This window comes from Enterococcus salsurae (genome assembly GCF_054784955.1).
On record NZ_BAAHWY010000004.1, the window covers coordinates 304,564 to 328,380 of the forward strand.

The 23,817-nt window shown below is 43.0% G+C and carries 27 protein-coding genes; 6 read left to right on the forward strand and 21 right to left on the reverse strand.

Features of this window, described 5'->3' with window-relative positions:
• Position 1: 1 nt before the first annotated feature.
• The 10 genes from rpsC to thiD all read right to left on the reverse strand — a co-directional run bounded on the left by rpsC (position 2) and on the right by thiD (position 5,799).
• Positions 2-658 carry a 30S ribosomal protein S3 gene (gene rpsC / locus ACYVRS_RS11620; RefSeq protein ID WP_054115701.1) on the reverse strand — a complete coding sequence of 219 codons (657 nt, stop codon included), beginning with the start codon at positions 656-658 and terminating at the stop codon, positions 2-4.
• A 13-nt stretch (positions 659-671) separates the two neighbouring features.
• On the reverse strand, positions 672-1,019 hold the full coding sequence (rplV, locus tag ACYVRS_RS11625; RefSeq protein ID WP_003127973.1) for a 50S ribosomal protein L22: 348 nt from the start codon (positions 1,017-1,019) through the stop codon (positions 672-674).
• 23 nt (positions 1,020-1,042) lie between these two features.
• Entirely contained in the window at positions 1,043-1,321 is a 279-nt protein-coding gene (gene rpsS / locus ACYVRS_RS11630; protein ID WP_054115700.1) for a 30S ribosomal protein S19, read from the reverse strand.
• 42 nt (positions 1,322-1,363) lie between these two features.
• A complete protein-coding gene (gene rplB, locus ACYVRS_RS11635) occupies positions 1,364-2,194 on the reverse strand; it encodes a 50S ribosomal protein L2 (RefSeq protein WP_054115699.1) in 831 nt (276 codons plus the stop codon).
• A 39-nt stretch (positions 2,195-2,233) separates the two neighbouring features.
• Positions 2,234-2,527 (reverse strand): 50S ribosomal protein L23, encoded by a 294-nt coding sequence (locus ACYVRS_RS11640; protein WP_312498070.1) that lies wholly within the window; start codon positions 2,525-2,527, stop codon positions 2,234-2,236.
• Positions 2,527-3,150 (reverse strand): 50S ribosomal protein L4, encoded by a 624-nt coding sequence (gene rplD / locus ACYVRS_RS11645; RefSeq protein ID WP_054115697.1) that lies wholly within the window; start codon positions 3,148-3,150, stop codon positions 2,527-2,529. Before rplD ends, ACYVRS_RS11640 begins: the two co-directional genes overlap by 1 nt.
• A gap of 29 nt (positions 3,151-3,179) precedes the next feature.
• Positions 3,180-3,809 (reverse strand): 50S ribosomal protein L3, encoded by a 630-nt coding sequence (rplC, locus tag ACYVRS_RS11650; protein ID WP_054115696.1) that lies wholly within the window; start codon positions 3,807-3,809, stop codon positions 3,180-3,182.
• 19 nt (positions 3,810-3,828) lie between these two features.
• A complete protein-coding gene (gene rpsJ / locus ACYVRS_RS11655; protein ID WP_003127966.1) occupies positions 3,829-4,137 on the reverse strand; it encodes a 30S ribosomal protein S10 in 309 nt (102 codons plus the stop codon).
• 299 nt (positions 4,138-4,436) lie between these two features.
• Positions 4,437-4,985: an ECF transporter S component gene (locus ACYVRS_RS11660; RefSeq protein WP_313537648.1), complete on the reverse strand. Its 549-nt coding sequence runs from the start codon at positions 4,983-4,985 to the stop codon at positions 4,437-4,439.
• Positions 4,978-5,799: a bifunctional hydroxymethylpyrimidine kinase/phosphomethylpyrimidine kinase gene (thiD, locus tag ACYVRS_RS11665; protein ID WP_461203393.1), complete on the reverse strand. Its 822-nt coding sequence runs from the start codon at positions 5,797-5,799 to the stop codon at positions 4,978-4,980. Before thiD ends, ACYVRS_RS11660 begins: the two co-directional genes overlap by 8 nt.
• A gap of 101 nt (positions 5,800-5,900) precedes the next feature.
• Between thiD and ACYVRS_RS11670 the strand changes: the two genes are divergently transcribed.
• Together ACYVRS_RS11670 and ACYVRS_RS11675 are read left to right on the forward strand one after the other, a co-directional pair.
• Positions 5,901-7,343 (forward strand): aminotransferase-like domain-containing protein, encoded by a 1,443-nt coding sequence (locus ACYVRS_RS11670; protein ID WP_313537653.1) that lies wholly within the window; start codon positions 5,901-5,903, stop codon positions 7,341-7,343.
• On the forward strand, positions 7,327-8,052 hold the full coding sequence (locus ACYVRS_RS11675; RefSeq protein WP_461203394.1) for a nitroreductase family protein: 726 nt from the start codon (positions 7,327-7,329) through the stop codon (positions 8,050-8,052). The genes ACYVRS_RS11670 and ACYVRS_RS11675 overlap by 17 nt, the downstream gene beginning before the upstream one ends.
• Before the next feature lie 48 nt (positions 8,053-8,100).
• Here ACYVRS_RS11675 and tuf read toward each other — a convergent pair whose 3' ends face one another.
• From tuf to rpsL, 4 genes are all read right to left on the reverse strand, one after another.
• Positions 8,101-9,288: an elongation factor Tu gene (gene tuf / locus ACYVRS_RS11680; protein ID WP_312499775.1), complete on the reverse strand. Its 1,188-nt coding sequence runs from the start codon at positions 9,286-9,288 to the stop codon at positions 8,101-8,103.
• Between the two features lie 147 nt (positions 9,289-9,435).
• Complete coding sequence (gene fusA / locus ACYVRS_RS11685; protein WP_313511174.1) at positions 9,436-11,520, reverse strand: elongation factor G; 2,085 nt, start codon at positions 11,518-11,520, stop codon at positions 9,436-9,438.
• Between the two features lie 82 nt (positions 11,521-11,602).
• Positions 11,603-12,073: a 30S ribosomal protein S7 gene (gene rpsG, locus ACYVRS_RS11690; RefSeq protein ID WP_003127957.1), complete on the reverse strand. Its 471-nt coding sequence runs from the start codon at positions 12,071-12,073 to the stop codon at positions 11,603-11,605.
• A 70-nt stretch (positions 12,074-12,143) separates the two neighbouring features.
• On the reverse strand, positions 12,144-12,557 hold the full coding sequence (gene rpsL / locus ACYVRS_RS11695; RefSeq protein ID WP_003127956.1) for a 30S ribosomal protein S12: 414 nt from the start codon (positions 12,555-12,557) through the stop codon (positions 12,144-12,146).
• Between the two features lie 328 nt (positions 12,558-12,885).
• Here rpsL and rpiA point away from each other — a divergent pair, with 328 nt between their 5' ends.
• The 4 genes from rpiA (at position 12,886) to ACYVRS_RS11715 (ending at position 15,880) form a co-directional block, all read left to right on the forward strand.
• On the forward strand, positions 12,886-13,563 hold the full coding sequence (gene rpiA / locus ACYVRS_RS11700; RefSeq protein WP_461203395.1) for a ribose-5-phosphate isomerase RpiA: 678 nt from the start codon (positions 12,886-12,888) through the stop codon (positions 13,561-13,563).
• A gap of 123 nt (positions 13,564-13,686) precedes the next feature.
• A complete protein-coding gene (locus tag ACYVRS_RS11705) occupies positions 13,687-14,265 on the forward strand; it encodes a recombinase family protein (protein WP_313537660.1) in 579 nt (192 codons plus the stop codon).
• A 168-nt stretch (positions 14,266-14,433) separates the two neighbouring features.
• Positions 14,434-15,120, forward strand: a complete 687-nt coding sequence (gene gpmA / locus ACYVRS_RS11710; protein ID WP_054115687.1) for a 2,3-diphosphoglycerate-dependent phosphoglycerate mutase — start codon at positions 14,434-14,436, stop codon at positions 15,118-15,120.
• Between the two features lie 115 nt (positions 15,121-15,235).
• Positions 15,236-15,880: an SGNH/GDSL hydrolase family protein gene (locus tag ACYVRS_RS11715; RefSeq protein WP_313537661.1), complete on the forward strand. Its 645-nt coding sequence runs from the start codon at positions 15,236-15,238 to the stop codon at positions 15,878-15,880.
• A gap of 33 nt (positions 15,881-15,913) precedes the next feature.
• Here the strand turns inward: ACYVRS_RS11715 and ACYVRS_RS11720 are convergent, their stop codons facing one another.
• From ACYVRS_RS11720 to ACYVRS_RS11750, 7 genes are all read right to left on the reverse strand, one after another.
• Positions 15,914-17,101 carry an iron-containing alcohol dehydrogenase gene (locus ACYVRS_RS11720; RefSeq protein WP_313537664.1) on the reverse strand — a complete coding sequence of 396 codons (1,188 nt, stop codon included), beginning with the start codon at positions 17,099-17,101 and terminating at the stop codon, positions 15,914-15,916.
• A 108-nt stretch (positions 17,102-17,209) separates the two neighbouring features.
• Positions 17,210-17,914: a purine-nucleoside phosphorylase gene (gene deoD, locus ACYVRS_RS11725; protein WP_312541995.1), complete on the reverse strand. Its 705-nt coding sequence runs from the start codon at positions 17,912-17,914 to the stop codon at positions 17,210-17,212.
• A 27-nt stretch (positions 17,915-17,941) separates the two neighbouring features.
• Positions 17,942-18,760 carry a purine-nucleoside phosphorylase gene (locus tag ACYVRS_RS11730; RefSeq protein WP_312499443.1) on the reverse strand — a complete coding sequence of 273 codons (819 nt, stop codon included), beginning with the start codon at positions 18,758-18,760 and terminating at the stop codon, positions 17,942-17,944.
• A 10-nt stretch (positions 18,761-18,770) separates the two neighbouring features.
• Positions 18,771-19,937 carry a phosphopentomutase gene (gene deoB / locus ACYVRS_RS11735; RefSeq protein WP_054115682.1) on the reverse strand — a complete coding sequence of 389 codons (1,167 nt, stop codon included), beginning with the start codon at positions 19,935-19,937 and terminating at the stop codon, positions 18,771-18,773.
• Between the two features lie 170 nt (positions 19,938-20,107).
• A complete protein-coding gene (locus ACYVRS_RS11740; protein WP_054115681.1) occupies positions 20,108-21,061 on the reverse strand; it encodes an ABC transporter permease in 954 nt (317 codons plus the stop codon).
• A complete protein-coding gene (locus ACYVRS_RS11745) occupies positions 21,061-22,212 on the reverse strand; it encodes an ABC transporter permease (protein WP_313537691.1) in 1,152 nt (383 codons plus the stop codon). Before ACYVRS_RS11745 ends, ACYVRS_RS11740 begins: the two co-directional genes overlap by 1 nt.
• Positions 22,205-23,746 carry an ABC transporter ATP-binding protein gene (locus ACYVRS_RS11750; protein ID WP_396170035.1) on the reverse strand — a complete coding sequence of 514 codons (1,542 nt, stop codon included), beginning with the start codon at positions 23,744-23,746 and terminating at the stop codon, positions 22,205-22,207. Before ACYVRS_RS11750 ends, ACYVRS_RS11745 begins: the two co-directional genes overlap by 8 nt.
• Between the last annotated feature and the right edge of the window lie 71 nt (positions 23,747-23,817).

Below are 23,817 nucleotides of genomic sequence, written 5' to 3' on the forward strand. Positions count from 1 at the left end.
ATTATTTCCCTCCTTTCTCAGTGTTTTTTTTAGTTGGAAGAACTTCTCCACGATAAATCCACACTTTAACTCCTAGTTTTCCGTATGTTGTATCTGCTTCTTCCCATGCGTAATCAATATCCGCACGTAATGTATGAAGTGGAACAGTTCCTTCTGAATAACCTTCTGAACGGGCGATATCGGCACCGTTTAGACGTCCAGAAACTTGTGTTTTGATTCCTTTAGCGCCAGAACGCATTGTGCGTTGGATCGCTTGTTTTTGGGCACGACGGAAAGCCACACGGTTTTCTAATTGACGTGCAATTCCTTCGCCCACTAATTTTGCATCTAAATCTGGTTTTTTGATTTCAACAATGTTGATGTGAACTCGTTTGCCAGTTAAGCTGTTCAATTCTTTTCTTAGGTTTTCGACTTCAGATCCGCCTTTACCGATAACCATACCTGGTTTCGCTGTGTGGATTGAAACGTTCACGCGGTTTGCTGCGCGTTCGATTTCAACTGTTGACACTGCGGCATCAGCAAGTTTAGATGCGATAAATTTACGGATTTTCAAATCTTCGTGTAGAAATTCAGCATACTCTTTTTCAGCATACCATTTAGCATCCCAGTCACGGATGATGCCTACGCGCATTCCAATTGGATGTACTTTTTGACCCACTGATTGTCCCTCCTTATTTTTCTGATACGACTACAGTAATATGACTTGTACGTTTGTTGATTGGTGATGCTGAACCTTTCGCACGTGGACGGAACCGTTTCATAGTTGGTCCTTCGTTAACGAATGCTTCAGAAACGATCAAGTTTTCAACATCTAAGTCAAAATTATTTTCTGCATTAGCGATAGCTGACATCAAGACTTTCTCGATGATTCCTGCAGCTTTATTTGGTGTGAACTTTAAGATCGCGATTGCTTCAGCAACGCTTTTCCCTCTGATTAAGTCAATAACTAGACGTGATTTGCGAGGAGAAACGCGGACTGTTTTAGCAGTTGCTTTCGCTGATGTAATTTGTTCTGCCATTTTTGGATATCCTCCCCTCAAAATTAGCGTCTTGTTTTCTTATCATCGGCAGCATGTCCGCGATAAGTTCTTGTTGGTGCAAATTCACCTAATTTGTGTCCTACCATGTCTTCTTGGATGTAAACTGGTACATGTTTCCGTCCATCATATACTGCAATAGTATATCCGATAAAATTCGGGAAAATTGTGGAACGACGTGACCAAGTTTTGATCACTTTTTTCTTTTCAGCGCCTTCTTGTGCTTCAACCTTTTTCATCAAATGATCATCGACGAAAGGTCCTTTTTTCAAACTACGACCCATGGTGTACCTCCTCTCAAAATATGTGACACACGGTCATAAATGTTACTTGGTTTTACGACGAACAATAAGTTTGTCAGATTTTGCTTTTTTATTACGAGTTTTGTACCCAAGAGCAGGTTGTCCCCAAGGAGAAACTGGTGCTTTACGTCCGATTGGTGCTTTGCCTTCACCACCACCGTGTGGGTGATCGTTAGGGTTCATTACGCTACCACGAACAGTTGGGCGTTTACGCATCCAACGAGAGCGTCCAGCTTTACCGATGTTGATCAATTCATGTTGTTCATTACCAACAGCACCGATCGTTGCACGGCAAGTAGCCAAGATCATACGTACCTCGCCTGAGTTCAAACGAATCAATACATATTTACCTTCTTTACCAAGTACTTGTGCACTTGTACCAGCTGAACGGATCAATTGTCCGCCTTTGCCAGGTTTCATTTCAATGTTGTGGATAACTGTACCAACTGGAATATTTTCAAGTGGTAATGCGTTCCCTACTTTGATATCTGCTTCTGGACCAGAAACGATCTTTGTGCCAACTTCTAATCCTTTAGGTGCTAAGATGTATGCTTTTACTCCATCCTCGTAATGTACTAACGCAATGTTAGCAGAACGGTTTGGATCATATTCAATCGTTTTAACTGTAGCAACGACATTGTCCTTGTTACGTTTGAAATCGATTATACGGTATTGACGTTTGTGACCGCCACCTTGATGACGAACCGTGATACGTCCGTTGTTGTTACGACCAGCATTGTTTTTCAAAGGAGCTAACAATGTTTTTTCTGGTGTTGAAGTTGTGATTTCAGCGAAATCAGAACTTGTCATATTACGACGGCCGTTCGTGGTAGGTTTGTACTTTTTAATCGCCACGTCTTTTTCCCTCCCATGTAAAATTTATACGTAGACTACTTATTCAGCAGCTTCGAAAATTGTAATTTCTTTTGAACCTTCAGTTAAAGTCACAACAGCTTTGCGACGTTTTTTTGTATACCCTGCATATTTACCCATGCGTTTGAATTTAGGACGAACGTTGATGATATTCACGTTAGCCACTTTCACACCGTCAAAGGCAGCTTCTACAGCTTGTTTTACTAAAGTTTTGTTTGCTTTTGTGTCCACTTCAAAAGTATATTTCTTGTCATCCATGGCAAGCATTGATTTTTCAGTGATCACTGGGCGTTTAATAACGTCTAGTAAGTTCATTATGCAAGCACCTCCTCGATCTGAGTAAGAGCAGTTTTCGTTACAAGTAATTTGTCACTTGAAACGATGTCAAGAACACTAATGTTGTCAGCAGTTACTACAGAAACTTTCGGCAAGTTGCGCGCTGATAAAGCGGCAAAGTCGTTTTCAGATTCAAGAACTACCAATACTTTAGAATCAATTGTCAAGTTAGCAAGAACTTGTTTGAATTCTTTTGTTTTAGGTGCATCAAAGCTTAATCCTTCGATTGCTACCAAGTTATTTGAAGCAACTTTTTCTGACAATACAGATTTCATTGCTAAGCGACGAACTTTTTTAGGAAGTTTGTAGCTGTATGAACGTGGTGTTGGTCCGAAGACTACGCCACCTCCACGCCATTGTGGTGAGCGGATCGAACCTTGACGGGCACGACCAGTTCCTTTTTGGCGCCATGGTTTACGGCCACCGCCTCGAACTGCACTGCGGTTTTTCACAGCGTGTGTTCCTTGTCTTAATGAAGCGCGTTGCATGATGATTGCATCGTAGACAACTGTTTCATTTGGTTCAATTCCGAAGATTTCTTCGTTCAATGTAATTTCGCCATTTTGGCTTCCATCTTGTTTGAATAATGCTACATTCGGCATTCCTTAGTTCCTCCTTTCTTCCTATCTGTTTATTTAGCTTTCACAGCTGATTTGATTGTAATCAATGATTTTTTCGCGCCAGGAACGTTTCCTTTGATCAGAATAACGTTGCGTTCTGCGTCCACACGTACGATTTCCAAGTTTTGGATCGTGATACGATCGCCACCCATACGGCCAGCAAGACGTTTGTTTTTGAAGACACGGTTTGGAGCTACTGGACCCATTGAACCAGGACGACGATGGTAACGAGAACCGTGAGACATTGGTCCGCGGCTTTGTCCGTGACGTTTGATAACGCCTTGGAATCCTTTACCTTTCGAAGTACCAGTTACATCAATGATGTCTCCCGCTTCAAAAATATCAACTTTGATTTCTGATCCTACTTCTAAGCCCTCAAGCTCTACATTCTTGAATTCGCGAATGAAGCGCTTAGGAGCCGTGTTTGCTTTCGCAACATGACCTTTCGCAGGTTTGTTAGACAAAACTTCACGTTTATCTTGATAGCCGACTTGAATTGCTTCGTAGCCGTCATTTTCGATTGTTTTCACTTGTAGTACTACGTTAGCAGTAGCTTCAACTACAGTTACTGGAATCAATTCGCCAGACTCAGTGAAGATTTGTGTCATTCCCACTTTTTTCCCTAAGATTCCTTTGGTCATGATTACACCTCCAATTTAATTATAGTTTGATTTCGATGTTTACACCGCTTGGCAAGTCTAGCTTCATTAAAGCATCAACTGTTTTTGGTGTTGGATTCACAATGTCGATTAGACGTTTGTGTGTACGCATTTCGAATTGTTCGCGTGAATCTTTGTATTTGTGTGTCGCACGGATGATCGTGTACAAGCTGCGTTCAGTTGGTAATGGAATTGGACCAGATACGCCAGCTCCAGTTCTTTTTGCAGTTTCTACGATTTTATCCGCTGATTGATCTAAAATACGATGTTCATACGCTTTTAAACGGATACGAATTTTTTGTTTTGCCATTGTTTTCCCTCCTTCGCCTATTTTGAAAAGTAGACATAGCTCCACGAAAATTTTCCGTCACGCTCGTCCATGGCAAAGCGTCCGGGCGTGTCGCAACCTCTCGTTTCGTAGCCGGCAGAAATTTCTTTGCTGCCAGTGTGACTTACGCATTTTACGTAAACAGCACCTTTATGATTATATTACGGATAAACATTGATTGCAAGCTTTTTTTATTGGAAATGCGCGATTCTTTTGCATTTCTTTCTGAAAACTTTCTTCAATTATACGAAATAAAAAAAGAAGCATTGTACACTTCTTTTTTATCCATTTATTCTACCGCGAAATGTACGATCCATCGCTGCTTTCAATGGGAAATAAAGTATGGCCACCAGCACGATCGTCACCGTCACATTGATCACCGTCGCCGGCAGTTTGACCAGCGCTGCCGCCCACGCATGTGAGAAGGCACTCCCCATATACCACAACATCACCGTGTTCTTGATTTGTGTCATCGCTAATTTGGCGATTCCTGTTGCCAGTCCAATAACGACCAATTGCCAGACACGATAGGGTTTCTTTTTAAATAGAAGAAAGGCACCGTACGCTGCTGCGCCTACAATAAAACTTTCCAGGATGAAATAGGGCGCTTCTGCGGCGTAGCCATTTAAGACATCAAAGATGGCAAAACCCAACCCACCTGCCAGCGATCCGTTGATATAGCCCAATAACAATACCGCCAGCAAAAGAACTGCATTCCCTAAGTGGACGAAGGCACCGGTCGGCAGTGGAATCTTAATCATTGTACCAATCACAGTCAACGCGGCAAAAAGAGCGACCAGTACCACCCGTTGAATCTTCCGATCATTCATGGTGCATCCTTCTTTCTGCTTCATTATACGCCCCATGCCATACATGTCCGACATACGAGTTGATTGATACTCCTTGTTCGATCGCAGCTGCCACGAAGGATTTCGCCACACGAACACTATCCAACACTGTCCATCCTTTGGCTAAACCGGCTGTCACACCTGCCGAAAAAGTACAACCCGCACCATGGTTAAAATCCGTATCGATACGAGGTCCCTCTAACACTGTGAACGTCGATCCATCGTACAAGACATCGATCGCTTGGCTGCTTTGTAAACGGTGACCACCTTTCACCACTACATTTTTTGCTCCTAGATGATGGATCTTCGCGGCAGCTGTTTTCATCTCTTCTATCGTCCTTAGATCCCCTAGCCCAGACAATATACCGGCCTCAACCAAATTCGGTGTAGCGACTTCGGCAAGCGGCAATAAATCCGCAATGATTGCCTCTACACTTTCTGGTTGCAAAATATGCGCGGTACCTTTACAAGCAATCACAGGATCGATGACAACCTGTTTGATCCCGCGCTCTTTGATTACACGCGCCGCCACTTTGATATTTTGTTCATTGCCTAGCATCCCGGTTTTCACTGCATCCATGGCTTCCCCGGCTAATGCTGAGATCAATTGTTTTTCAACCAAATCCGCTCCTATAGCTGTTACCTCGTGTTGCCAACCCGTCGTCGGATCCATCGTGACGATCGATGCCAACGAAGCAAATCCGAATGTGCCATACTCTTGAAATGTCTTCAAATCGGCTTCGATGCCCGCCCCACCTGTTGAGTCAGAGCCTGCAATCGTTAATACTTTTTCCATCTTCATGCCCCCTTTTTTCTTAGTATAGTCAATCTTCTCCTTGACGAAAAGAGCCATTTGGCTTATTTTAGAACCATCCAATTGATAAAAGGTGGGTTGTCATGGTACACAAAATCGATAAAGAGAGCAAGCAGCCTCTTTACCAACAAATCGTCGCTTATTTCATTGATCAAATCCAGAGTGGTCTTTATGGACCTGGAGATCGTCTACCGCCCGAGCGGGATCTAGCCGCTGATTTTTCTGTCAACCGTTCGACTGTCGTCAAAGCATTAGATGAACTCAAAAGCCTTGGCTGGATCTCAAGGAAACAAGGCAGCGGATCTAAGGTATTGGAAGGACGTTGGGGCAGCAGGCAAGCACCACTCTCTTATTTAAGAGCATCTTTAGATAGCCCTTATTTACAACAAGATCCCTTCGTCACAGAGATTCAGCAATTACGACAGGACACTGAGGCCCTTGATTTATACACTGGTGATCTCCCTCCTGACTTGATGCCTAACTTTACGTTCCCGGCATTTACTTGGGAAGAAATCCGCCAAGAAAGTCAGCACCTATCCGCATCTGGTTACCGCCCACTAGAAGAAACTTTATTGCGTCACTTGGTGGATTCCTTCGCTTTACCCACTAGTGGTCAAAAATTAGTGATTACCGCAGGATCCACACAAGGAATCACACTTTTGATGCAAGTATTGTTGCGTTCTGGGGATTGCATTGCCGCTGAAGACCCTTCTTTCTTATTTGCATTGCCGCTTTTTTCAACAATGGACGTTCAATTGGTAGGCATCAAGCAAGACGATGAAGGTATCTTGCCCCTGGCATTAGAACGTACGTTAAAGGAAAAGAAAATCAAGTTTCTCTACTTAAACCCAAGCTTTCAAAATCCAACTGGCCACACGATGGGCTTAAATAGGCGGAAAGCAATCATCGCCCTGTGTCAAAGATATCAAGTCCCAATCATCGAAGACGATGTCTTTGGGGAATTGTCTTTGTCAGAAACACCACCAAAATTAAAAACGTTAGCACCAGAAACAGTAATTTATCTAGGTTCTCTGTCAAAACTATTGGGCGCAACGATCAAAATTGGTTGGCTATTGGCACCTGAAGCATTGGCAGAACAGTTTGCTCAAGCAAAACGTCGTATGTCGATCGATACAACCATTTTCCCGCAAGTCTTAGCAAACAGCGCCTTGCAATCACCTGAATTTTTTTCCCAAAAACACCTATTGCTGCAAGAAATGGCGCACAGAAAAACAGCCCTCGAACAAATCCTATTGCCTTTTAAAGATGATTGGCAATGGCAGTCGATCAAAGGCGGACTTTATTTCTGGTTACAGTGGCGACACCCATCATTACACCGCAACGATTGGCAAGTATTGTTGCGCAATTCACTCTTAGGGGCCCCTGCTTTTTTGTTTAGCAACGAAACGAACGCAGTACGACTGAATTACACACGGTTATCTGAAAAAGACCTCTCGCTGTTTACAGAGCGGTTTCAAAAAGTCACTTCACAATTAAAGGAGCTATCATATGAACGAAACCATTGAACTTTTACAAAACCACAGAACCTATCGTCAATTCGATCCGCAACATCAACTGCCAAAGGAGCAATTACAAGCGATTCTAGAAGCTGCTCGCCAAGCCCCTAGCTGGATGAACGGCCAAGCTTACTCGATCATCGTGATTGATGATATGGCCATTCGTGAACAACTGGCGGCTTGGAATCCAGGAAATCCCCACATCGCTGCAAGCTCTGTTTTCTTGTTATTTCTAGCAGATCTACAAAGGACCAAGCAAGTCGCCGATGTCAAAGGCACGCCCTATTTGGTCGATGAAGGATATCAACCACTCCTGATTGCCACTACGGATGCAAGCATCGCGTTGCAAACAGCATCGATTGCTGCCGAATCTCTAGGCTTAGGGACTGTGATTTCCGGCAGCGTCAGAAAAGATAGTCAAAAGATTGCAAAACTCCTCGATTTGCCAGCGTATGTCTACCCTGTTGCTGGCTTGAGCATTGGAAAACCAATCGTCGACATGAAGGTCAAACCACGCATACCCGAAGCAGCGGTCATCCACTATAACAGCTATCAACCGTATCCATATGATTTGATTGCTGCCTACGACCAAACCATGACTGCATTCGGGGAAGCGAGAGAAACAAAGACTTGGTCTGATAAGTTCGCTGGGTTTTATAGTCATACGCCCGACCAAGGGTTCGATCATTTTTTGAAAGAGCAGCATTTAACAAAATAACGCAAAAAAGCAGAAGCGCATGCGCTTCTGCTTTTTGATTCAATCTAATTAAGCTTGGATTGAAGTTACAACGCCTGAACCAACAGTACGTCCGCCTTCACGAATTGAGAAACGAGTTCCGTCTTCGATAGCGATTGGGTGGATCAATTCAACGTCGATTGTTACGTTATCACCAGGCATAACCATTTCAGTGCCTTCTGGTAATTCAACAACACCAGTTACGTCAGTTGTACGGAAGTAGAACTGAGGACGGTAGTTAGTGAAGAATGGCGTATGACGGCCACCTTCTTCTTTTGTTAAAACGTAAACTTCAGCTTTAAATTTTGTATGAGGTGTGATTGTACCAGCTTTAGCTAATACTTGTCCACGTTGGATGTCTTCACGAGCAACACCACGTAGTAATGCACCAATGTTATCCCCTGCTTCAGCATAGTCTAACAATTTACGGAACATTTCAACACCAGTTACAGTTGTTTTCGCAGTTGCTTCAGCAATACCAACGATTTCAACTTCGTCACCAACGCGGACTTGTCCACGTTCAACACGGCCTGTAGCAACAGTACCACGTCCAGTGATTGAGAATACGTCTTCGACTGGCATCATGAATGGTTTGTCAGTGTCACGTTCTGGAGTTGGAACGTATTCGTCAACTGCAGCCATCAATTCTAAGATTTTTTCTTCGTATGAAGCTTCGCCTTCTAGAGCTTTCAAAGCTGAACCAGCGATTACAGGAACGTCGTCGCCTGGGAAGTCATATTCTGACAATAAGTCACGAACTTCCATTTCAACTAATTCAAGTAATTCTTCGTCATCGACCATATCCATTTTGTTTAAGAAAACAACGATGTATGGTACACCAACGTTACGAGATAACAAGATGTGTTCGCGTGTTTGAGGCATAGGACCATCAGCAGCAGATACTACTAAGATCGCGCCGTCCATTTGAGCAGCACCAGTAATCATGTTTTTAACGTAGTCCGCGTGTCCTGGGCAGTCAACGTGGGCATAGTGACGTGCTTCTGTTTCATACTCAACGTGAGCTGTAGAGATAGTGATTCCGCGTTCGCGTTCTTCTGGAGCGCCATCGATTTGGTCATAAGCAGATGCTTTTGCCAAGCCTTTTTTAGCTAATACAGTTGTGATTGCAGCTGTAAGTGTAGTTTTACCATGGTCAACGTGTCCGATCGTACCAATGTTAACGTGGGGTTTAGAACGGTCAAATTTTTCTTTTGCCATTTTAAAATGTTCCTCCTAAAAAAAAGATTATTTTTATATTTTGATAGGTAGGGAGCAAAAGCTCCCCATCCCTTATCATCGATAATATTGTACACGAAACTCTCCAAAAAATATAGCATTTTGATGAATTTCGTAGAGCTACATCAATTATTCAGCTTTGCCGCCGTTTTTCTTGATGATTTCTTCTTGAACAGATTTAGGTACATCTTCATAGTGATCAAATGTCATCATGAACGTACCGCGACCTTGTGTAGATGAACGTAATGTTGTAGCATAGCCAAACATTTCTGCCAATGGTACGATTGCATTCACGATTTGTGAATTACCATGTGCTTCCATTCCTTCTACACGTCCACGACGTGCTGTTACGTGACCCATTACATCACCTAAGTAATCTTCAGGGACAGTGATAACAACTTTCATCATTGGTTCAAGAATAACTGGTTTTGCTTTCTTAGCAGCAGCACGTAAAGCCATAGATGCTGCAACACGGAAGGCAGTTTCACTTGAATCGACATCATGGTATGAACCATCATAAAGTTTTGCTTTGATGTCTACTAATGGATAACCGGCTAAGACACCGTTCGCCATTGAGTCTTCAAGACCTTTTTCAACCGCTGGGATGTATTCACGTGGAACCACACCACCGACGATCGCGTTTTCGAATTCGAAGCCTTTACCTTCTTCGTTTGGTGTAAATTCGACCCATACGTGACCGTATTGACCTTTACCACCAGACTGACGTACAAATTTACCTTCCGCTTGTGTTGCTGCACGGAATGTTTCGCGATAAGAAACTTGAGGCGCACCTACGTTTGCTTCAACTTTAAATTCACGACGCATACGGTCAACTAAAACGTCCAAGTGAAGTTCTCCCATACCAGCGATAACAGTTTCGCCTGTTTCAGCGTTTGTTTCCACACGGAATGATGGATCTTCTTCAGCAAGTTTTTGTAAAGCAATACCCATTTTATCTTGGTCAGCTTTTGATTTAGGTTCAACAGCGACTTCGATAACTGGTTCTGGGAATTCGATTGATTCAAGGATAACTGGTGATTTTTCGTCACACAATGTATCCCCTGTTGTTGTATCTTTCAAACCAACTGCTGCCGCGATATCGCCTGAGTAAACCGTTTGGATCTCAGCACGTGTGTTGGCATGCATTTGCAGGATACGACCGATACGTTCGCGTTTGTCTTTTGATGCATTCAATACATATGATCCAGAGTTCAAGACACCTGAATATACACGGAAGAATGTCAAACGACCTACGAATGGGTCAGTCATTACTTTAAATGCTAATGAAGCAAAAGGTGCTTCATCGTCAGCTGGACGATCAGTTTCTTCGTCTGTTTTAGGATTGATCCCTTTGATCGCAGGCACATCAAGTGGTGATGGAAGATAGTCGATGACTGCATCCAACATCATTTGAACCCCTTTGTTTTTAAAGGCAGATCCGCAAAGTACAGGGAAAAAGTCAACTGTTAATGTTGCTTGACGGATACCAGCTTTCAATTCTGCTTCAGTGATTTCTTCACCGTCCAAGAATTTCATCATTAGTTCTTCGTCAGTATCAGCAACAGCTTCGATCAATTTTTCGCGCCATTCTTCAGCTAATTCGATATAATCTTCAGGAATTTCAGTCTCTTGGATTTCTGTTCCTAAATCATTTGTATACATTTCAGCTTTCATTTTAACTAAGTCGATGATACCGACAAAGTCATCTTCCGCACCAATTGGTAATTGGATTGGATGCGCATTTGCTTGCAAGCGATCATGTAAAGTTGATACAGAGTATAAGAAGTCTGCACCGATCTTATCCATTTTGTTACAGAATACAACACGTGGTACGCGGTAGTCTGTCGCTTGACGCCATACTGTTTCAGTTTGAGGTTCTACACCTGATTGTGAGTCCAAAACTGTTACAGCACCATCTAATACACGCAATGAACGTTGAACTTCAATGGTGAAATCCACGTGTCCTGGTGTGTCGATGATGTTTACACGGTTTTCTTTCCATTGCGCAGTTGTCGCAGCAGAAGTGATCGTGATTCCGCGTTCTTGTTCTTGTTCCATCCAGTCCATTTGAGAAGCACCTTCATGTGTTTCACCAATTTTATGGATTTTACCAGTGTAATAAAGGATACGTTCAGTTGTTGTTGTTTTACCAGCATCAACGTGGGCCATGATTCCGATATTACGAGTTTTTTCTAGCGAAAATTCTCTTGCCATTCTAGGTTGTTCCCCTCTCATTCATACTTAACTTGCGTTAAGGTCGTATCTCAGTACCTTCAAATAAAAAGCAGTGAGGATCTTACCAACGATAGTGAGCAAATGCGCGGTTGGCTTCCGCCATTTTGTGTGTGTCTTCGCGTTTTTTCACAGAAGCACCAGTGTTGTTCGCTGCATCCATGATTTCTTTCGCTAAACGTTCTTCCATTGTGTGTTCGCCACGCAAACGCGCGTAGTTAACCACCCAACGAAGACCTAAAGTCGTACGACGTTCTGGACGTACTTCTACAGGGACTTGGTAGTTAGAACCGCCGACACGACGTGCTTTAACTTCCAATACAGGCATAATGTTTTTCATTGCTTGTTCGAAAACTTCCAATGGATCATTACCTGTAGATTCTTTGATAATGCCAAAAGCATTATAGATAATATTTGCAGCAACACCGCGTTTACCATCAACCATTACACGGTTGATCAAACGAGTTACTAATTTTGAGTTATAAATAGGATCTGGTAAAACATCACGTTTTGCAACAGGACCTTTACGAGGCATCCGTAACTCCTCCTTCCGAAATATCAGTTCTGATTTAAATACGATTCATTTGATCGGTTTGTTTTAAAGATTAAGCTTTAGGACGTTTTGTTCCATATTTAGAACGAGATTGTTTACGGTCGTTAACGCCGGCTGTATCCAATGCACCACGAACGATATGGTAACGTACCCCTGGTAAGTCTTTTACACGTCCACCACGTAGCAATACCACGCTATGTTCTTGTAAGTTATGACCAATACCTGGAATATAAGCTGTCACTTCAATCAAGTTTGACAAACGAACACGCGCATATTTACGTAGAGCCGAGTTCGGTTTTTTCGGTGTCATTGTTCCCACACGAGTTGCTACCCCACGCTTTTGAGGTGAGTTAACATTCGTTTGAGCTTTCTTGAAACTGTTATATCCTTTGTTCAATGCTGGTGAATTTGATTTTTCAACCTTGGATTTACGAGGTTTACGTACTAATTGATTAATTGTAGGCATCCCTAGTTGTCCTCCTTCCTTGATTCGCTTTATAGTCCCACACATCCAGGTGGTTCTTTTTTTGCGATAAAAAATAATGCAGTTCCTGCATTCGTATCAAACTATGCTTTGATAGACAGTCAGCACGTCTCCAACGAGAGACCTGTAGATAAAGCACCTTTGATAGAATACCATGCTTCAACAGTGATGTCAACCTTTTGCCGGTGCTTCTTTTTAAGTTTTCTTGAAATGATCCAACAAAAAATTATTTCTATTCTGTCCTCCTTTTTCACCCATCTTCTATTATAATAGAAAGCAGTAAATGAATTTTTTTAAAGGCGGGGAATAGATGAACTTAAAAGAAATGGTCGGAATCGAAGCGGCGGGTCATGTGAAAGATGGCATGGTCGTCGGATTAGGGACTGGTTCTACAGCTTACTATATGATTGAAGAATTAGGCCGACGTGTAAAAGAAGAAAATTTATCGATCATTGGCGTACCTACTTCTTTTGCGTCAAAAAAACAAGCAGAATCATTAGGTATTCCGGTACGTACGATCGATGAAGTAGACGCGGTTGATTTGACGATTGACGGTGCCGATGAGATCAGCAGTGACTTTCACGGAATCAAAGGCGGCGGTGCTGCTTTGCTATTCGAAAAAATCGTTGCCACATATTCAAAGAAGATCCTGTGGATCGTTGATGAATCAAAAATGGTCGATACCCTAGGTGCTTTCCCACTACCGGTGGAAGTTATTCCTTACGGCAGCCAACAGGTTCTGCATCTTTTTGAAAAGAAAGGCTACCACCCTGTACTCCGTGTCAATGAAGACGGCGCACCAATCAAGACTGATTGCCACAACTATATCATTGACCTTCACTTGCAAACGATCGCAGATCCAGTGACTTTGGCTGCTGATTTGGACAAGACAGTGGGCGTGGTGGAACATGGGTTGTTTTTGAATACTGTCCATACAATTATTATTGGCCAACCCGCAGGACCGGCAACAAATCATGTACGTGAATAAAAATGGGTGAAAACCCCTTTTTTATTCAAAAAAAACCTTATGTTTTATTTTTTGTGCAAATTGACCTATCGTTTTCATGTGGTTTGTGCTATATTCAAATAAAAAAGAGAGGCAGGAGGAACTATGAAAGTCATTGGCTACGCCCGCACGACGATTACGGATGATCATACAAGTGAACAATTAAACAAGCTCAAACAATTCGGTTGCCATGAATTTTATCATGATACTTATTCAATCGAAGATGATGAACGCCATACGTTAGAATCAGTAGTTGCCCGCATGCAGCCTGGTGATATGCTTGTGGTTACTGAGCTGCACCGTATCGGTAAAACCACCAGACAATTGACTGAATTAACTGAATTATTGAAGAATAAGCAGATACACCTTGTGTCATTGCAAGAAGGCATCGATACTAGCCAATCGATGGGCTCTATTTATTTCAATTTAATGGAAGGGCTTGCGGTCATGGAACGGTCGTTGATTAAAGAACGGACATTGGTTGGCTTGAACAACGCCCGCAAAAAAGGCAAGATCGGTGGACGCCCAAAAATCGATCCCAAGACAGTCAAAAAAATTCGCCATTTATATTATGAGAAAAAAGAAACGATCCAATTTATTTCGACAAAATGCAATGTTTCTGTAGGTACATGTTATAAGTACATAAAACTACCAGAAGACGAATGGCAAAAATTATTATCTTGATATCACAGAGGCGCCTCCCCTGCAGCCTCTTTTTTTATTTTTTGTTTACTTAAGGATTTTCAGTTAGGTTTTCCGCTAAAATCATGGAAATTCTTTGAGAAAGAGTGTACAATAAACAGGGAATTGAAAATTTCAGAAAAATATCGACTATCTAAAGGAGAGTTTTACATGCCAAAATTAGTATTTTCTCGTCATGGACTAAGCGAATGGAACAAATTAAACCAGTTTACCGGTTGGGCTGATGTTGATCTAGCGCCAGAAGGTGTCGAAGAAGCAATCGAAGGCGGACGTAAAATCAAAGAAGCTGGCATCGAATTCGATGTAGCTTACACATCAGTATTAACTCGTGCCATCAAAACTTGTAACTATATTCTAGAATATTCTGATCAACTTTGGGTACCAACAATCAAATCTTGGCGCTTGAACGAACGTCATTATGGTAAATTACAAGGTTTAAATAAACAAGAAACTGCTGAAAAATACGGAGATGAACAAGTCCACATTTGGCGTCGTTCATACGATGTATTGCCTCCATTGATGGAAGCAACTGACGAAGGTTCTGCTGCAAACGATCGTCGTTATGCAACACTTGATCCTCGTGACGTACCTGGCGGTGAAAACTTGAAAGTCACATTAGAACGTGCTTTACCTTTCTGGCAAGACGAAATCGCGCCTGCTTTGAAAGATGATAAAACTGTTTTAGTCGCTGCACACGGCAACTCATTACGTGCCTTAGCAAAACATATCGAAGGCATTTCTGATGAAGACATCATGGATCTTGAGATCCCAACTGGTCAACCACTTGTTTATGAATTGAACGATGATTTAACAGTTGCGAAAAAATACTATTTATAATATTTCCATCACGACTGTTTCACTTTCTTAGTGAAACAGTTTTTTTTAGTTTCTTTTCTCCCCTGATTCCTCTATAATAAACACCAGATTGAAAGCGTATAAAAAAGGAGATTCTATGGAATTTTACCAAAAAGACACCTGGTTATTTTTAGGAGATAGCATCACCGATTGCGACCGAAACCGCCAAGACCCATACGACTTAGGTCATGGCTTTGCGCACATGACTGCTGATCAACTCAATCATATGTATCCAGACGGCGACTTCACTTTTTATAATCGCGGCATCGGCGGCAACCAATCCCATGATGTTTTGGCACGATTACAAGAAGATTGTCTTGATTTGAAACCTGATATTTTGGTCTTTTTGATTGGCATCAATGATACCTGGCATCATGTCGGCGCAGCAGATTTTGGTTTTGCTGATCGTGGACATCGATTCGAGGAAACCGTCAGACAGATACTGACAAAAGTCACTGCAAACGGGATGACCCGCATCTTATTATTAGAACCTTTTCTGCTTCCCTATCCAGTTGATCGCACGTCATGGCGTGTGGATTTAGACCCAAAGATCCACTGCATCCGACAACTAGCAGCAGAATTTGCGTGTCAATTGGTGCCTCTGGACGGTATGTTTGCTGAAGCAGCCGTTGCACAAGGACCACAAGCTTTGACAGGTGAAGATGGTGTTCATCCGACAACCGCAGGCCATCAACTGATCACCCAAGCATTGCTTGACCGTTTATCTTATACAGACAAATAGTAAAAACGCCATCCTTGCGGAATGGCGTTTTTTTTATAGATAATTTGATGGTGTTTGCGCATCCTGATAAATGGCGATAACATCGTCAACAGATAGCGGCACATACGCCTGTTTACTAATTGAACTAAAGGCAACTGCTTGTTTGGCCATTTCCTCAAAGTGTTGATCATCTTTGATCCCTACTTCTGGCAATGTCATCGGTATACCGCAAGAAGCAAAAAAGTCATAAAGTTTTTGGATGCCCATCCGTGCAGCCATTTCTGGGACTGACTCTTGTACATCAAAGACCTCTCGGGCAAAACGCGCCAATTTAGGTGCTGTTTCTTCATTTAAGACATGCAGCATCCAGCGTGGTGTCAAAATAGCCAAGCCAACCCCGTGGGTAATATCATAAAAAGCACTCAATTCATGTTCCATTGGATGACAAGACCATGCACCGCCTTTGCCACTGCCCGTCAATCCATTTAAAGCCAACGTACTTGCCCACATCAAATTGGCCCGTGCATCATAGTCATCTGGTGTGTCTAAAGCAATAGGCAAATTCTTGATAACAGCTTTCAGTAAGCCTTCTGCCACCCCATCTTGCACATCGGTCTGCGGTGTCGCACTAAAGTAATTCTCAATCAAATGACTCATGATATCCGCTGAACCTGCAGCCGTTTGGTAGCGACTGACACTGAACGTTGTCGTTGGGTCTAAGAAAGATACTTGTGGTAAAAAATGCGGGCCATGAACACCAAGCTTTTGTTTGGTTGTTAAATTAGAAATGACCGCGCCCCGGTTCATCTCACTTCCTGTAGCAGCCAGCGTCAAAATCGTCACTAATGGAATTGCTGGTCCTTGATAACTGCGATTCAATACAAGATCCCAAGGTGCCAACTCACTGCATGCTGCCCCAGCGATCACTTTGCTGCAATCGATGACCGATCCGCCACCGACAGCCAGAATCACATCAATGTGATTGTCTCGGCATAGTTGCGCGCCTTCACCCACGGTTTCGATTCTAGGATTTGGATCTACTCCAGATAATTCAGTTACTTTGTTATGATTGGCCGTCAATTGTGCCATGATCGTATCATAAAGACCATTCTTTTTGATACTTCCTCCCCCATACACCAATAGCACATTTTTCCCAAAAGTATTCAAAACATCTGGCAGCTCACCTAACCGTTCTTTGCCAAAACGGATATCTGTACTGACATGAAGCGTAAAATTGTTCATTTTGTCATCTCCTTTGCATTCATCTCTATTAAACCACTTTTTGTTGAAAGTGCAACTTTGACCAACCAAAAAAACCTGCCCTCATAGGCAGGTTTTCAGAAAGATAGATTAGCCAATCGCTGTTTCTAAGCCGACTCTGATCATATCGTTAAATGTTGTTTGGCGCTCTTCAGCGGTCGTTTCTTCTCCGGTGATGATATGGTCGCTCACCGTACAAATCGCTAAGGTTTGAACGTGGAATTTGGCACCTAAGTAATACAAAGCAGCTGCCTCCATCTCAACACCCATTACACCTAACTCTGCAAGTTGCAGCGTTTCAGTCATATCATCTTTGTAGAATGTATCTTCGGATAAGATATTCCCCACATGGGTAGTAAAACCAGACGCCGTTGCTGTTTCATATGCTTTACGCAATAGATCAAAATCAGCGATTGGTGGGAAATGGAAACTTTGGAAGTTTTTCGCTACCATAGATGAACTTGTTGCTGCCGCCTGGGCAATCACCAAATCTCTGACGTGGACATCTTTTGAGATTGCCCCGCACGTGCCGACACGAATCAGTTTTTTGACACCATATGAGTTGATCAGTTCATGGGCATAAATGGTAGCAGACGGCATCCCCATACCTGTTCCCTGTACAGAAACCCGCTCTCCTTTGTAGGTACCTGTATAGCCTAACATTCCTCGAACATTGTTATAACAAACCGGGTCTTCCAAAAAAGTCTCCGCAATATATTTTGCCCGCAACGGGTCGCCTGGCAATAAGATTTTATCTGCAATCTCACCAGCTTTGGCTTCGATATGAACACTCATTTTTTTCTCTCCTTCACTTTCACTTCTTTATAAAACAGCTAGCGTTTCTTTGATCAGCGCTTTAAATTCAGCTTTGACACGTTCAGTGGTTTCCACGACTTCTTCATGGTTTAGGCTGGCTTGCATGCCCGCCGCAAGATTCGTAATACAAGAAACACCTAGCACTTTCAACCCACTATGAACAGCCACGATCACTTCAGGGACTGTCGACATCCCTACCGCATCTGCACCGATCGTCCGAGCAAAACGAATCTCTGCAGGCGTTTCATATGTTGGACCCGAGAAGCCCATATAGACGCCTTCTTTTAGGTGTAATCCTTTCGCTGCGCCAACTTCTTTGGCAGCATTGCGGTAATCAACATGATACGCTTGACTCATATCTGGGAAACGCGGGCCCATGACTTCATCGTTTGTCCCAATTAATGGATTGGCACCCATGAAGTTGATTTGATCGGTGATCAACATTAAGTCTCCCGGTTGGAAGGATTCATTGACCCCACCACAGGCATTGGTCACAACGAGGGAATGGGCATGTAGTGCAGCCATCACACGGACTGGATATGTCACAGTTTGCATAGAATGACCTTCATAGTAATGGAAGCGTCCTTGCATCGCCAAGACTTTCTTGCCCGCCAATGTACCATACACCAATTGTCCGGCATGACCCACTACTGTCGATACTGGGAAATGTGGGATATCGTTGTAAGGCAAGATGATTGGGTTGTCGATCTCATCTGCTAATTCGCCCAGTCCTGAACCCAAAATCAAGCCAAACTCAACTTCGCCGACCCCGCTGTCCTTAATAAATGTGGTTGTTTCTTGTAATTTTTCTTGCAATGTTGTCATATCTTCACCTCTAATTTAAATGATTTAAAAAGCTTTCGCCATTTTCTGTTGCTTGAACCCCGAAGTTTTCGGCGATCGTTGCAGAAATATCTGCATAATGACCTTGCGGCAAAGCCCCTTGATTCTTGAATTGCTTGCTATAAGCCAACAATGGGACATATTCTCTTGTGTGGTCTGTTCCTGGGAAAGTGGGGTCATTTCCATGATCCGCTGTAATCAAGAGCAAGTCATCTTCCCCCATTGCATCCAAGATTTCTGGAATGCGCAAGTCAAAGTCTTCAATGGCATGGGCATAACCAACAACATCACGACGATGGCCATATAAAGCATCGAAATCAACCAAGTTGGTGAAACTCAAACCAGTAAAGTCTTGTTTCATCACATTTAGCAGTTGGTCAACACCATCCATATTACTCTTCGTCCGAACAGAATCAGTTATCCCTTGTCCATTGAAGATATCATTGATTTTCCCAACAGCAATGACAGCTTTACCGGCATCTTTCAATGAATCTAAAACCGTATTGCCAAAAGGATCCAATGCATAATCATGACGGTTGCTGGTCCGTGTGAAGTTACCAGGCTCTCCTAGATATGGACGGGCGATGATTCGTCCAATCATATATGGTTCATCTTTGGTGATATCCCGGACATATTGACAGATGCGGTAGAGTTCTTCTAAAGGAATAATCTCTTCGTGGGCTGCAATTTGCAGCACTGGATCTGCTGACGTATAGACAATCAAATCACCCGTCTTCATTTGATGTTCACCAAAATCATCAATGACTGCAGTACCAGAGTAAGGCAAGTTACACACCACTTTACGGCCAGAAAATTCTTCGATTTGTTTTAATAACGCATCTGGGAATCCTTCTGGAAAAACACGGAAAGGCTTTTGGATATTCAGCCCCATGATTTCCCAATGTCCAGTCATGGTATCCTTCCCAACAGAGATTTCTTCTAATTTTGTCGCATATCCTTGATGATCTGCCACATGTTTGACACCCTCCAACGGTCGGATCGTGCCCAATCCAAGTTGTTCTAAATGGGGAATCGTCAATCCTGCTTCTTTCGCAATGTGCCCCAACGTATCTGACCCAGTATCACCAAAATCCGCAGCATCCGGTGCTTCTCCGATTCCGACTGAGTCCATGACAATCAAGTGTATTCGTTTAAACATACCTATTCCCTACTTTCTTTTAATGTTTTCCTTATTATCATACTAAATTCAAGCAAAAAATGCTGAATTGCTTATTCTTTGAATGGTACCGATGTCTACAACAACATAGAAAAAGGGCAGGACATAGCAACACATTCATGTCCCATTGCCCCACCCTTTCATACTGAAAATTATTTAGATTTAATGTAATTCTTCCCATTTGCTTTCGGACCAGCTGCTTTTCCAAGGAAAAGAACCAAAACGATGATCGTCAATGCATACGGTGCCGCTTGCAGATAAACTGCTGGGATAGAAGAAATTACTGGCAACTGTCCACCAACGATACTGATGTTTTGCGCGAAACCAAAGAAAATCGCCGCACCCATCGCACCTAGTGGATTCCATTTACCAAAGATCATGGCCGCCATCGAGATGAAACCTTGACCAGCAATTGTCGTGACTGCAAAACGTCCAGAAATTGATTGGGCAAACAATGCGCCACCCATACCGCCAAGAAAACCGGAAATCAATACACCTGAATAGCGCATCACATACACATTGATACCCAAAGTATCTGCCGCTTGCGGGTGTTCTCCGACAGAGCGCAGCCGCAACCCAAAGCGTGTTTTAAAAATAACGAACCACGCAATGATCGAGATCAAGATGGCAAAATAAGCTGGCAAAAATGTTTGGTTAAAGAAGATTGGGCCAATGATTGGAATATCTTTCAAAACTGGAAAGTTGAAGTAGCCCAATGTACGTTGGATGTTATCCGTTTGGCCTTTGTTATAAATCGCTTTGACCAAGAAGACAGCCAATGCTGGCGCCATCAGATTCATCACTGTACCACTGATAATATGGTCCGCCCGAAAATTGATCGTTGCCACTGCATGAAGCAGTGAGAAGACCATTCCGACCAAACCGCCGACGAGCATACCCAACCATGGTGTCCATGCCCCAAACTGTGACGCAAACTCAAGATTGAAAACAATCGAACTGAAGGCACCCATCACCATGATTCCTTCAAGCCCAACGTTCACGATCCCACTTCTTTCAGAGAAGACTCCGCCTAGTGCGGTCAGAATCAAAGGAGATGCATAAATCAATGTTTGTGTAACGATGGAAGAAATTAAACTAATATTCATTAGATGGTCCCCCCTTCCTGATCTTGATTGTTTGGTTTTGCTTCAATCTCTTGTACGATCGCTGCTTCTTTCTTGCCGTCGAAGATTTTCGCTAACAAGAAGCGAATCACGAAGCTAATGGCAACAAAGAAAATAATGATGGCAATATTCACGTCCACCAATTCAGATGGAATTCCTGCAAACTGCATACCTTGCCCACCTAGTTTCAAAATACTGAACAGGAGCGCCGACAATAAAATACCTACAGACGAGCCGCTACCAAGTAACGATACTGCCATGCCGTCAAACCCGATACTCAAAGAAGAACCTTGAACAAAGAAGTTTTCGAAGGTACCTAACCCTTGAACGACACCACCAAGACCAGCCAAGGTACCCGAAATGATCATTGAAATAATGATCGTCCGTTTACTGCTCATCCCAGCATATTCAGATGCGGTTGGATTCATCCCAACTGCACGGATTTCATAACCTAGCGTCGTTTTCTTCATTAAGAACCATACCAAAACCAAGAAAATCAATGCCAAGAAAATCCCTAAGTTCAAGCGAGAGTTATTGGTCAAATTTGCCAAGAAAGGTGTTTGTAAGGAGGCATTGTCACCAATCATTTTGGTAACACCTTTCGTAGTGATCATGGATTCATTCATCACATTGTTCACCAAATGATTCCCAGTATACAATAAAATATAGTTCATCATGATGGTTACGATCACTTCACTCGTACCAAAGAAGGCCCGTAAGAATCCCGGAATAGCCGCAGCAATGGCGCCGCATAACGCACCAACAATGATTGCCAAAGGCAAGACAACGAGTCTTGGTGCATCTGGCATGGCCAAAGCAACCCAAATACTTGCGACCCAGCCAGCTAACGCTTGACCAGAAAGCCCGATATTGAAGAACCCAGCTGAATTTGCTACAGCAAAGCCTAGTGCTGTGAAAATCAACGGCCCAGCCGTTACAAAAATCTCACCGATATTGCGGGCATTGATGCCGCCAGTTTGCGCATTGACAAACACGGTTTTAAACATTTGCTGATAGCCCAAAATTGGACTGTACCCAAAGGCAGCCATGATAATGCCGCCTAGAATAAACCCAAGGAGTACCGCAATGATCGGTACTAGAATATTACGTAATTGTGTCTTGCGATTATTCAACAGAACCACCTACTTCCTCCATCTGCAACTCGCGTCTAGCTTCTTCTAATGAATAGCCAGCCATCAACAAGCCCAATTCTTTCTCTGATGTTTCTTTCGGATCAACAACACCGACGATCTCACCAGCATGGATTACAGCAATTCGGTCTGATACATTCAAAATCTCATCTAGTTCAAAGCTGATAAGCAAGACAGCTTTTAGTTTATCACGCTGTTCAATCAAGCGTTTGTGGATAAACTCGATCGCCCCAACGTCCAATCCACGAGTTGGATTGGCCACGATCAACAGATCTGGATCCCGGCTGATTTCTCTCGCAATGATCGCTTTTTGTTGATTTCCGCCTGATAATGCCTTTGCAGGAACGATTTCATTGACCGTCCGCACGTCAAATTCTTGAATCAAGTCTCGAGCAAATTCATTGATCTCGCCATAATCGAGCACGCCGTAATTACTCAACGGTTTTTGGTAATACGTTTGCAAGGCGATATTTTCAGATAGCATCATATCTAAGACCAAGCCATATTTATGGCGATCTTCTGGCACATGCCCTACGCCAGCTTCCGTTACTTTACGTGGCTTGAAGTTGGTAATGTCATCTCCATTCAATAACACTTTGCCGCTTTCCGCTTTTCTTAGTCCTGTAATAGCTTGAAGCAATTCCGATTGCCCATTGCCATCGATCCCAGCAATGCCCAAAACTTCACCGGCCCGTACTTCTAAACTCAAGTTCTTCACAGCTTCGATACCGCGATTTTCCTTGACCACCAAGTTTTCAACCGATAGCACTACTTCTTTTGGTGTCGCTGCTTTTTTCGGTGTCTTGAAAGAAACAGAACGACCAACCATCATATCTGCCAATTGTTGTGAATTGACATCTTTTACGTTGACGGTACCGATACATTTTCCACGTCGAATGACGGTACAACGATCCGCTACGGCTTTGATCTCATCTAATTTATGGGTGATCAAAATAATCGATTTGCCTTCTCGTACAAGACCCCGCATGATCGTGATCAACTCTTCGATTTCTTGCGGTGTCAGTACAGCCGTTGGTTCATCGAAGATCAACACATCCGCACCACGATACAAGGTTTTTAAAATTTCGACCCGTTGCTCCATACCAACAGAGATATCTCTGACATAGGCATCTGGATCAACTGAAAGGCCATATTGTTCGGATACTTTCTTGATTTCCGTCCGCGCCTTTTTGCGGTCTATAAAGCCAAGGCGATTGGGTTCGCTGCCCAAGATGATGTTTTCAGTCACAGTGAAGGCATCGACCAGCATGAAATGCTGATGGACCATCCCGATCCCTAATTTATTGGCAGCAGTCGGACTGGTAACGGCTACTTTTTGCCCATTCATCCAGATTTCGCCAGAGGTTGGTTCCAATAACCCTGACAACATGTTCATTAAGGTTGACTTGCCCGCTCCATTTTCCCCAAGCAGTGCATGGATCTCTCCTGGTCTTACTTGCAAGTTGACATCGTCATTGGCTTTGAATGTGCCAAACTCTTTGGTGATATGACGCATTTCTACAACATATTTTTCCTCAGCCAAATTTCTCACATCCTTACTTTCTCATTCGCTATACTATCGACAAT